11 protein-coding genes are annotated in these 10,168 nt (G+C 65.1%); 5 read left to right on the top strand and 6 right to left on the bottom strand.

Annotated elements, in window-relative coordinates:
• Positions 1–4 precede the first annotated feature (4 nt).
• The 6 genes from HCZ97_RS14700 to HCZ97_RS14725 form a co-directional block, all read right to left on the bottom strand.
• Positions 5–802, bottom strand: coding sequence for an ABC transporter permease (locus HCZ97_RS14700; protein ID WP_167689473.1), 798 nt, complete (start codon positions 800–802; stop codon positions 5–7).
• Positions 799–1,755, bottom strand: coding sequence for an ABC transporter permease (locus HCZ97_RS14705; RefSeq protein WP_167689474.1), 957 nt, complete (start codon positions 1,753–1,755; stop codon positions 799–801). The genes HCZ97_RS14700 and HCZ97_RS14705 overlap by 4 nt, the downstream gene beginning before the upstream one ends.
• 64 nt (positions 1,756–1,819) lie before the next feature.
• Positions 1,820–2,926, bottom strand: coding sequence for a PotD/PotF family extracellular solute-binding protein (locus tag HCZ97_RS14710; RefSeq protein ID WP_167689475.1), 1,107 nt, complete (start codon positions 2,924–2,926; stop codon positions 1,820–1,822).
• A 40-nt stretch (positions 2,927–2,966) separates the two neighbouring features.
• The gene (locus tag HCZ97_RS14715; protein WP_167689476.1) at positions 2,967–4,058 is read right to left on the bottom strand and encodes an ABC transporter ATP-binding protein; all 1,092 of its coding nucleotides are present in this window, start codon (positions 4,056–4,058) and stop codon (positions 2,967–2,969) included.
• A gap of 125 nt (positions 4,059–4,183) precedes the next feature.
• Complete coding sequence (locus tag HCZ97_RS14720) at positions 4,184–4,960, bottom strand: SDR family NAD(P)-dependent oxidoreductase (protein ID WP_167689477.1); 777 nt, start codon at positions 4,958–4,960, stop codon at positions 4,184–4,186.
• Between the two features lie 170 nt (positions 4,961–5,130).
• Positions 5,131–5,964: an aldo/keto reductase gene (locus HCZ97_RS14725; RefSeq protein ID WP_167689478.1), complete on the bottom strand. Its 834-nt coding sequence runs from the start codon at positions 5,962–5,964 to the stop codon at positions 5,131–5,133.
• 180 nt (positions 5,965–6,144) lie between these two features.
• Between HCZ97_RS14725 and HCZ97_RS14730 the strand changes: the two genes are divergently transcribed.
• The 5 genes from HCZ97_RS14730 to HCZ97_RS14750 all read left to right on the top strand — a co-directional run.
• Positions 6,145–6,576, top strand: coding sequence for an NUDIX hydrolase (locus HCZ97_RS14730; protein ID WP_167689479.1), 432 nt, complete (start codon positions 6,145–6,147; stop codon positions 6,574–6,576).
• Positions 6,577–7,021: 445 nt separating this feature from the next.
• On the top strand, positions 7,022–7,924 hold the full coding sequence (locus HCZ97_RS14735) for a metal ABC transporter substrate-binding protein (protein WP_167689480.1): 903 nt from the start codon (positions 7,022–7,024) through the stop codon (positions 7,922–7,924).
• Between the two features lie 42 nt (positions 7,925–7,966).
• Positions 7,967–8,848, top strand: a complete 882-nt coding sequence (locus HCZ97_RS14740) for a manganese/iron ABC transporter ATP-binding protein (protein WP_303048721.1) — start codon at positions 7,967–7,969, stop codon at positions 8,846–8,848.
• 130 nt (positions 8,849–8,978) lie between these two features.
• A complete protein-coding gene (locus HCZ97_RS14745) occupies positions 8,979–9,857 on the top strand; it encodes a metal ABC transporter permease (RefSeq protein WP_167689481.1) in 879 nt (292 codons plus the stop codon).
• Positions 9,854–10,168, top strand: a 315-nt coding sequence (locus HCZ97_RS14750) for a metal ABC transporter permease (RefSeq protein WP_167689482.1), incomplete at its 3' end; no start/stop codon positions are given. The genes HCZ97_RS14745 and HCZ97_RS14750, both read left to right, overlap by 4 nt.

Below are 10,168 nucleotides of genomic sequence, written 5' to 3' on the forward strand. Positions count from 1 at the left end.
CGACTCATTTCGATTTGAGGAAGATTTCCAGCCCGACCAGCCGGTCCAACAGCCAGACAGCCGCCAGGGCGATCACGACGAAGATGGTCGAGACCGCGGCAAGATCCGGCGTGATGATCGAACGGATGTTGTTGTAGACCTGCACCGGCAGGGTGACCGTGCGGGCGTCTGTCAGCAGCAGGCTGACCAGGAACTCCGTCATCGCCAGCACGAACATCAACAGCCCGCCGGTGATCACCCCCGGCATGACCGCCGGCAGGGTCACATGGAAGAAGGTGGCGATCGGCCCTGCCCCGCAGTTCTGCGCCGCAAGCTCCAGGTCGCGGTCAAGCGATGCGGCAGAGGCCGACACGGACCAGATGATGAACGGCAGGTTGATGACCGCGCAGGCCACACCCACGGGCCAGAGCGCGCCCAGGATGCGCCATTCCCCGAAGACCAGCATCATGCCGATCCCCGATGCGATCAGTGGCACGGTGAACGGCAGCAGCAGGTAGACCTGAAGTGCCATCGCTCCCCGCAGCCGGTAACGGCTAAGCGCGATCCCGGCCAGCGTGCCCACCGGCACGGAGACCGCAACGCAGACCAGCGACACCTGGATCGAGCGCCAGAAGGCCTGCTGCAGGTCCCGTGCCTGGGCGATCTTCTCGTACCATTTCAGGGAAAATCCCTCTGGCGGGAAGGCGATGATATTGCCCGAGGTCACGGAGGCCCCGACCACGATCACCATCGGCAGGGACAGGATCAGCACGGCGAAACCGACCAGGATCCAGAAGATCGCTCTTTGCAGCGGCGCGGTCATTCGCGGCCTCCCATTGCCAGGGTGCCGGCCCCGAAGGCGGCAAAGATCGCCCCCACCAGGAGCGAGCCGATCGCCACCAGCAGGAGCGCCAGCGCAGAGCCCAGCCCCTGGTCCGCCGTGCGGAAGAACTGGTCATAGATCGCGTTGGCGATGAAATCCTGGCTGCCGCCGCCCAGCATCGCGGGCATGGCGAAATCCGTCAGCGACAGGGTCGAGACCACCAGCGTCGCGCCGATCAGCCCGGGCCGCGCCATCGGCAGCACCACATGCCAGAGCACGCGCGCCCAGTTGGCGCCCAGGGATCCGGCGGCCGTCTCGACCTCGCGCGGGATGGCGGTCAGGGCGGGGGCCAGCAGCAGCACGGCGAAGGGCAGCATGTATTGCACCAGCCCGAAGACCACCGTGGGGAAGGAAAAGAGCAGTCGCTGGCGCTCCACCCCGATCAGTTCCAGCGCATCGTTCACCAGCCCGGCATTGCCCAGGATGATCAGCCAGCCATAGGCCCGCACCACCTGGCCGATGAAGAAAGGCAGGAAAAGGGCCACCAGAAGCGCCTTGCGGGTGAAGGCCGAATTCGTGCGCACCAGGATGTAGGAATAGGGAAAGGCCAGGATCAGCGTGAAGACCACGGTCAGGAAAGAGCCGTAAAGCGACCGCCAGATGACCTTCAGATAGGTCGCGCTGTCGGCCACCGTGCGGTAGTTCTCCAGCGTGTAGTCCTCGGACGGCAGGAAGGTGGAGCGGTCCAGCGTATGCAGGGAGCTTTCTGCGATCTGCACCATGCCAAGCACCAGCACCGCAACCAGCAAGAGCGCCGGCGCCAGCAGCAGCCAGCCCGTGAAAGGAGCCATGCGTCGGGGCCAGAGCACTCCGGCGGCCCCTTCCAGGGCATCCATCACATGCCAGCGCAGCGGGTAGCGCCTTTTGCCCTCAGGGCCGGTCACATCTGTCATCCGGAACGTACCAATTCTTCCATAGTCGGGCGCGCCGAAACCCCGGCGCGCCCTGCCGGGCCGGTCAGCCCTGCATGATTTCCTTGAACTTGGAGAACCACTCGCTCTCGTTCTCCACCTGCACGGCAGAGGAGATGCGGATCAGGTGCTCGAAATCCTCGGGCTCGGTGGGATAGGAGGGATCGCCCGCCAGCCCTTCCGGCGGGGTCAGGCCCGGCACGACGCCCGGCAGGCCCAGGCCGTCAAGCCAGGTCTGCTGTGCCTGGGCGGTGATGGCGAAGTTGATGTACTGCTTGGCCCAGTAAAGCTCGTTCTCCGGCAGACCCTTGGGGATCCACAGGCCGTCTGTGTCGAACTTGCAGCCCTCTACCGGGACGGTCCATTCGATCGGCACGCCGTTACGTTTGGCCGCCAGCGCGTTGGTGGAGATGGTGCAGGCCGCGTCGATCTCGTCGTTCTGGAACCAGGCGGTGAAATCGGGGTCTTCGCCCAGAAGCGGCTCCTGCGCCTTCATCTGCTCGACGAAATCCCAGCAGGGGCCCATGTCGTCCGGGATCCCTTCAAGGGAGCCGCCGCCGGCCACCTGCGCCGGGAAGTGGAAGCCGATGCCATCGTTGTAAAGCGCGATGCGGCCCTTGAACTTGGGATCCAGCAGATCCTTCCAAGAGGTCGGGGGACCATCGGGGAAGGCCTCGGGACGGTAGGCCAGCACGTAGACATAGCCGTAGGTGTTGACGATCGGGTAACCCTCCAGCCCGACGGGCTTGGCCAGGTCGGTCGTCTCGGCAAGGTTGGAGAGATCGGACAGATCCTCCGTCACGCCGCGCAGGGCGGACTTGGTCGCATTGGTAGTCGTATCCCAGTTGATGTGGATCGGCGGGATGCGGTTCTGCGCGACGGCGGCCCAGACCTTGGGCTGGATCTCGTTGTCCTCGGTCAGGTCGTGGCGCACGGCGATGCCGGTCATCTCGGTGAAGGGATCGGACACGCCCTTCTTGAGCGCTTCCACCCATTCGCCGCCCCAGGCGCGCACGATAATTTCAGAGGGTTTCTCGGGTTCCTGCGCGAACAGGCGCGTTGCGGGCAAGGTTCCCAGCATCGCCGCGCCGCCGGTCATCGCCCCGGCCCTCAGGATCGTGCGCCGCGAGACGCTGCCTTTCAGATTGGTCATGTTCTCTCTCCTGTCGTGAAGTCTTTTGTTGGTGCGGATCTTATCGCGCGGCGCGGAAGATCCGAAGATCCCGCGCCCGCCAGCCGAAGTGGACCTCCGATCCGATCTCGAAAAGATCGAAGGCATCGGGATCATGGTAGTAAACCTGGATATCGACGCCGGGCAGCGCCGGGCAGTTCAGCACGTAGAGCAGCCGTTCCCCTTCGAAGATCATGTCGCTGACGTGCCCGGTCAGGCGCGTGTCGCAATCGGCAACGGCCTGCGCACTGCGCCCCAGCCGGATCTGTTCGGCCCGGATCCCGCCGCGCACCGGCGTGCCCGCGGCGATATCGGTCATATGCGTGCCGGCACATCGGGTCCCCTGGATTTCCACGCCCCCCTCCGTCGCGCTGCCGTCAAGGAAGGTGGAGACACCGACGAACCCGGCCACGAAATCGTTCGCGGGCTGCTGGTAAAGGGCCACAGGGGTCGCCTTCTGCTGGATCTTGCCGCCATCCATCACGATGATCTCATCCGAAACCACAAGCGCCTCGCGCTGGTCATGGGTGACGTTGATCGTGGTCACGCCCAGCTCTTTCTGGATGCGGCGGAACTCCAGCTGCATCTCCTCTCGCAGCTTGCGGTCTAGCGCGGCAAGGGGTTCATCCAGCAGCAGCAACTCCGGCTCGAAGACCAGGGCGCGGGCGATGGCGACGCGCTGTTGCTGCCCGCCTGACAGCTCATGGATCCGCCGGTCGCGGTAATCGCCCAGCTTCACCAGGTCCAGGAAGTCGGATACGCGCGCCGGGATGCCCTTGGGGTTCCAGCGCCGCATCTTCAGCGGAAAGGCGACGTTTTCGGCGGCGGTCATATGCGGGAAGAGCGCCAGTTTCTGGAACACCATCCCGATCGAGCGGCGATGCGGCGGCAGGGCATCGACCGGCTGGCCGTTGATCGTGATCTCGCCCGCCGTCGGCTTGAGGAAGCCCGCGATCATGTGCAGCAGCGTCGTCTTGCCGGACCCGGAGGGGCCAAGGACCGTCAGGAACCGGCCGGTCTCAAGGTCGAAACGAGCGCTGTCCACTGCCTTCGTACCCGACCCGAAATCCATCGAGACATCGTGCACCCGCACGGTCAAGGCCGTCTCTTCCATCGTCTGTCTTTCCGCTGCTTGCACGTCCGTGATCCGCATTTCCCGCCGCTGCCCGGCTTGCCCAAGGGTAATCCCCTTGCGAATTTAATGTATAGACTTGTGCATATGTCTTCTCTGCCCGCGCCTCAGATGGACGCCAGGTAGCCACCGTCTATGCCCAAACATTGACCAGTTACATAGGCAGAGGCGCCGGAGCCGAAAAAGACCACCGCGCCAACCAGATCACGCAGTTCACCGAAGCGGCCAAGCGGGATCTTTCCCAGCATCGCGTCGCGCCAAGCCGGGTCTTCGTAGAAGGCTTCAGTCAGGGCGGTGCGGAAATAGCCTGGCGCAATGGCGTTGACCCGCACGCCGCGCCCGGCCCATTCGCTGGCCAGCGCCCGTGTCATGCCCAGAAGGCCGGTCTTGGACGATCCATAGGGCGTGGCCGTCGGCACCCCCACGAAAGAGGTCAGCGAGGCCAGGTTGACGATGCTGCCCTGCCCGCGGGCCAGCATCTGGCTGCCAATGACCTGGGCGGTGAAGAACGCGCCCTTCAGGTTGGTGTCCACGATCCGGTCCCAAAGCGCCTCGTCCACGTCTTCAGAGGGGCGGATTTCTTCATAGCCGGCATTGTTCACCAAGAGATCGACAGGCGCGAGGGCGCCCAGACGCTCCCTCACCTGCGCCACGTCACGTTGATCGAAGGCGATGCATTCGACCTGACGGCCCGCCTCCCGGACGGCTTGTGCGGTCTCTTCAAGGCTCGCGGCATCGCGGGCGGTCAGCACCAGGTCCGCGCCAGCCTGCGCCAGGCCAAGCGCCAGCGCCTGCCCGATCCCCCGGCTGGCACCCGTGACCAGGGCGCGCTTTCCCTCAAGCGAATAGAGGGTCGTCAGGAAATCGGCGGGTGCTGTGCTCATGCGGCTCTCCGGTCCAGGCGCGGCCCCCGGGCTTTCGGCCCGGGAACGTGGCGCGAGGGATGTATAGACAAGTCCACCCGATCGTGCCGCTGCCGCCGCACTGCGGTCAAGTCAGCCTGCGCCTTTGCACAAATCCCGCGCCCGACCGCCCGCGCCTGACCGGAGGGGGCTCAGTTGCCTTCGAACTCGTCCGGGTTGGGGCCGATCCGCCCATCTTCCTGGTCAAGACCGGCGATGGCCGCCATGTCCGCCTCCGTGAGCGTGATGTCGAGCGTGTCGAAGTTCTCCTTCAGCCGGCCCGCATTGGTGGAGCGCGGGATGACAGAGACGCCCAGCTGCAGGTGCCAGCGCAGGATCACCTGGGCCGGGGTGCATCCGATCCGCTCTGCGATCGCCTTGATCTCGGGCGCCTCGAACATGGTCATCCGCCCCAGCGGCGACCAGCTTTGCGTCAACACGCCGCGCTCTTCATCCGCGGCCCGCATCTGCGCCTGCTGGAAAGCCGGGTGCAGCTCGATCTGGTTCAGCGCGGGGGCCTCTCCCAGCTCCTTGATCACGCGATCCAGGTGGGCGTCCTGGAAGTTCGACACCCCGGCAGAGCGGATCTGCCCATCTGCGCGCGCGTCCATCAGGGCGCGGTAGGTTTCAACGTACTTGTCCTGGGCGGGGCACGGCCAGTGGATCAGGCAAAGGTCCAGGTACTCCACCCCGATGCGCTTCAGGCTGCCTTCCACCGCGCGGCGCGTGGCATCATAGCCCTGGTCCTCGTTCCAGACCTTCGAGGTCACGAAGAGTTCGTCCCGCGCCACGCCAGAGGCCCGGATCCCCTCGCCCATCCCGGCCTCGTTGCCGTAGATGCGCGCGCCGTCGATCAGCCGGTAGCCGATACCGATCGCGGTAGAGACGACATCCGCGACGCTCTCTTCCGGCACTTGCCAGACACCCAGCCCCAGCCGGGGGATCGTCTTGCCGTCATTCAGGGAAAGGGGGGCGAGGTCAGCCATGGGGGATCTCCGGTGCTGGTGTTTCAGGGGGCACCGTGACGGGCGCCCCGCATCCTACCTAGGGCGTTCCCCGCCCAAAGGAAATGCGCGCCCCCGGGATGCCGCTTTCCCCCGCCCGCCAGAATGCTAGCATCGCGCCGCCACACGCCCGCCCAGAGGCCCGATCCCAAGGAGCTCACGATGCCCACGCCAATTCCCGCCGTCCTGGCCGTCGTCCCGCGCGGCGAAGAGATCCTGCTGGTGCGCCGCGCCAATCCACCGGATGCGGGCCTCTGGGGATTTCCCGGCGGCCATATCGACCCCGGCGAGCCGCTGGCAGAGGCCGCCCTGCGCGAACTGCAGGAGGAAACCGGGATCACCGCTGACAGCGGCCCGGTCATCGACGCGCTGGACGCCTTCGACCGGCAGGCAGGCACCCTTCGCCGTCATTTCATCCTCGTCGCGGTGCTGTGCCATTACAGGGAGGGAATCCCCCAGGCCGCCGACGACGCGCTTGAGGCCACCTGGGTCCCGATCACGAAATTGCGATCCGGTGCGCTGGACCTCAGCAAGGACGTTCTGCGCATCGCAGAGGCCGCCATCGCGATGCAACTCCACCCGCCAAGTGACTGATATTTCTTGAAATCCGGAAATTGGAATACAATAGAAAAGCCTAGACAGCGGGCATCTGAGTAATTTAGTCAAGTAATTGATTTTAATAGATATTAATGTGGACCCTAGCGGCATTTCGGTTTACGAAAGGTGACGTCGACAGCCAGCCAGCCCCGTGCAAGCCAGCCAATCGCACGCTCCCGCCAGCCCGAAGACGCGCCACGCAGCAGATGCCACGTAGCCGGACCCATTGGTCCCGTCTCAGCAAGCCAGGGATACCCCTCTCCAGATTGATGCCACCTCTTCAGGCACCCAGGCGGCGCAAACCCGCTTTCCGCAGCGTCGCGGCACTTTCTTCTTGCCTTTTTGCGAATGCTTCGCAAACTCATTTAAGAAAGATTGACCCGGCCTCGCCGGAAATCGCCCATGCCGGCCCGTCCGGACAGTCTGACCTGAAGGATCCCTTATGCCCGCGCTCCACCGCCCTGCCCTCGCACTTGCCCTGGCCTGCCTCCTGCCTGCGGCCAGTGCCCAGGCGGCCGACAAGCTCAAGGTCGTGACCACCTTTACCGTCATCGCGGACATGGCCGCCCAGGTGGCGGGCGATGCGGCCGAGATCGTGTCGATCACCAAGCCCGGCGCAGAGATTCACGGTTATGAGCCCACCCCGCGCGATATCGTCGGGGCGCATGACGCGGACCTCGTGCTTTACAACGGGCTCAACCTTGAGCTCTGGTTCGACCAGTTCATCCGCAACCTGGGCGACATCCCCTCTGTCACCATCTCCGAAGGGATCGACCCGATGCCCATCGCCCTCGGCGCTTACGAGGGCAAACCGAACCCCCATGCCTGGATGGGCCTGGAAAACGCGCAGATCTACATCGACAACATCGCCACCGCGCTCTCGGACGCGGATCCCGCACACGCCGACACCTATGCCGCCAATGCGCAAGCCTACAAGGACCAGATCGGAGCCACGATCGAACCGCTCAAGGACCGCGTGGCAGAGATCCCGGAAGATCAGCGCTGGCTGGTGACCTGCGAGGGGGCGTTCTCCTACCTCGCGCGCGATTTCGACATGCAGGAGCTCTTCCTCTGGCCGATCAACGCAGACCAGACCGGCACCCCGCAGCAGGTCCGTCAGGTGATCGACGGGGTGCGCGAACATGACATTCCCGTGGTCTTCTGCGAAAGCACCGTCAACACCAAGCCCGCCCAGCAGGTCGCCCGTGAAACCGGCGCGCACTACGGGGGCGTTCTTTACGTCGACAGCCTCTCCGAAGCGGGTGGCCCCGTGCCAAGCTACCTTGACCTGCTGCGCGTGACCTCGCAGACCATTGCCGACGGTCTCGAAGCCGGCATGCAATAAGAACGCAGAGCCAGGAAGCATATTTTGACCAGCCAAGCTCCCATGAAAGACACCCGCAACATGGCCTTCGACGGCATCCGCGCGGCCCATGTCTCTGTCACCTACCGCAACGGCCACACCGCCCTGCGCGATGCCACCTTCGAAATCCCGCGCGGCACGATCACCGCTCTTGTGGGCGTGAACGGTGCCGGCAAATCCACCCTCTTCAAGGCCATCATGGGGTTCGTCCCCGCCTCCTCGGGCGAAATCTCCCTGCTGGGGATGTCCGTCCGGGAGGCCTTGAAGAAGAACCTGGTCGCCTATGTCCCCCAGTCCGAAGAAGTCGACTGGGCCTTCCCTGTCCTTGTCGAGGACGTGGTGATGATGGGACGCTACGGCCACATGGGCTTCCTGCGCCGCCCCAGGAAACAGGACCACGCCGCCGTCGACCAGGCCCTGGCCCGCGTCAACATGACCGACTACCGCCACCGCCAGATCGGAGAGCTTTCGGGCGGGCAGAAGAAACGCGTCTTCCTCGCCCGCGCCCTGGCGCAGGAAGGCCAGGTCATCCTGCTGGACGAGCCCTTCACCGGGGTCGACGTGAAGACCGAGGAACAGATCATTGCCCTCCTGCGCGACCTGCGCGACGAGGGCCGTGTCATGCTGGTCTCCACCCACAACCTCGGCTCCGTGCCTGAGTTCTGCGACCGCACCGTTCTGATCAAGGGCACCGTCCTGGCCTATGGCCCGACGGAAGAAACCTTCAATCACAAGAACCTCGAAAGCGCCTTCGGCGGCGTGCTGCGCCATATCACCATCGGCGGCGCGGCCCTGCACGACGATGACGACCCGCGCGAGGTGCGCATCTTCTCCGATGATGAGCGTCCCCTGGTCCATTACGGCGACCAGCTGCACCGCCGCGAGCCGAAGGAAGAAGACCGATGATCCTCCCCACCGTCCGGAGGCCGCACGGCCGCCCCCTCGCCCGGTCCGGATCCGCTTCATCTGGCCGGAAATACTTCGGGGGAGTCCCCGCAGGGGACGGGGGCAGCGCCCCCCGCGCCGGTGGCCGATGATGGACCTGCTGCTCCAGCCCTTCTCCTATGGTTACATGACCAACGCCATGTGGGTCTCCGCGCTGGTGGGCGGGGTCTGCGCCTTTCTCTCCAGCTACCTCATGCTCAAGGGCTGGTCGCTGATCGGCGACGCCCTCTCCCATTCCGTGGTGCCCGGGGTTGCCGGTGCCTACATGCTCGGCCTGCCCTTCGCGCTTGGCGCTTTCCTGTCGGGGGGCCTGGCCGCGGTGGCGATGCTCTTTCTGTCGGATCGCTCCGGGCTGAAGGTGGATGTCATCATCGGGATGATCTTCACCGCCTTCTTCGGTCTCGGCCTCTTCATGATCTCCGTGAACCCGGTGGCGGTCTCGATCCAGACCATCACCATGGGCAACATCCTGGCAATCACCCCCGGCGACACGCTGCAGCTGGCGCTGATCGGCTTCATCACACTGGCGGTGCTGCTGGCCAAGTGGAAGGACCTCATGGTCACCTTCTTCGATGAAAGCCACGCGCGCTCCATCGGCCTGCGCCCGCAACTGCTGAAGGTGATCTTCTTCACCTTGCTCTCCGCCTCCGTCGTGGCCGCCATGTCCACCGTCGGCGCCTTCCTGGTGGTCGCCATGGTCGTCACCCCCGGGGCCACGGCCTACCTGCTCTGTGACCGGTTCCCGCGCCTGATCCAAACCTCCGTCCTGATCGGCACGACCACCAGCTTCCTCGGCGCCTACTTCAGCTACTTCCTCGACGGCGCCACCGGCGGCATCATCGTCTCTCTCCAGACGCTGGTCTTCCTCGCGGCCTTCACCTTTGCGCCCAAGCATGGCTACCTGGCCACCCGCGCCCGCGCCCGGCGCGAGCTGCGGGCCGCCACCCAGCCGGAGCACGCCCCCCGATGACAGAGACGCTGCTTCTGCCCTTCCAGTTCCCCTTCATGCAGAACGCCTTCTGGATCTGCCTGCTGGTCTCCATTCCCACCGCCCTGCTCTCCTGCTTCCTGGTGCTCAAGGGCTGGGCCCTGATGGGCGACGCGGTCAGCCACGCGGTCCTGCCGGGCATCGTGCTGGCCTATGTGGCCGGCGTGCCGCTGATCCTGGGCGCCTTCGCGGCCGGCATGACCACATCGCTCATGACCGGCTTCCTGGCCACGAATTCCCGCGTGAAGCAGGATACCGTGCTGGGCGTGGTCTTTTCCGGCATGTTCTTTCTT

It is taken from the genome of Pseudooceanicola sp. HF7, from assembly GCF_011806405.1.
Lineage (GTDB): Bacteria > Pseudomonadota > Alphaproteobacteria > Rhodobacterales > Rhodobacteraceae > Pseudooceanicola.

Bases quoted from the DNA above. Each gene is read 5' to 3' on its own strand.
- HCZ97_RS14740 (WP_303048721.1), top strand. From the start codon at position 7,967: ATGAAAGACACCCGCAACATGGCCTTCGACGGCATCCGCGCGGCCCAT.
- HCZ97_RS14735 (WP_167689480.1), top strand. From the start codon at position 7,022: ATGCCCGCGCTCCACCGCCCTGCCCTCGCACTTGCCCTGGCCTGCCTC.
- HCZ97_RS14725 (WP_167689478.1), bottom strand. From the start codon at position 5,964: ATGGCTGACCTCGCCCCCCTTTCCCTGAATGACGGCAAGACGATCCCC.
- HCZ97_RS14710 (WP_167689475.1), bottom strand. From the start codon at position 2,926: ATGACCAATCTGAAAGGCAGCGTCTCGCGGCGCACGATCCTGAGGGCC.
- HCZ97_RS14730 (WP_167689479.1), top strand. From the start codon at position 6,145: ATGCCCACGCCAATTCCCGCCGTCCTGGCCGTCGTCCCGCGCGGCGAA.
- HCZ97_RS14720 (WP_167689477.1), bottom strand. From the start codon at position 4,960: ATGAGCACAGCACCCGCCGATTTCCTGACGACCCTCTATTCGCTTGAG.
- HCZ97_RS14700 (WP_167689473.1), bottom strand. From the start codon at position 802: ATGACCGCGCCGCTGCAAAGAGCGATCTTCTGGATCCTGGTCGGTTTC.
- HCZ97_RS14715 (WP_167689476.1), bottom strand. From the start codon at position 4,058: ATGGAAGAGACGGCCTTGACCGTGCGGGTGCACGATGTCTCGATGGAT.
- HCZ97_RS14745 (WP_167689481.1), top strand. From the start codon at position 8,979: ATGGACCTGCTGCTCCAGCCCTTCTCCTATGGTTACATGACCAACGCC.
- HCZ97_RS14705 (WP_167689474.1), bottom strand. From the start codon at position 1,755: ATGACAGATGTGACCGGCCCTGAGGGCAAAAGGCGCTACCCGCTGCGC.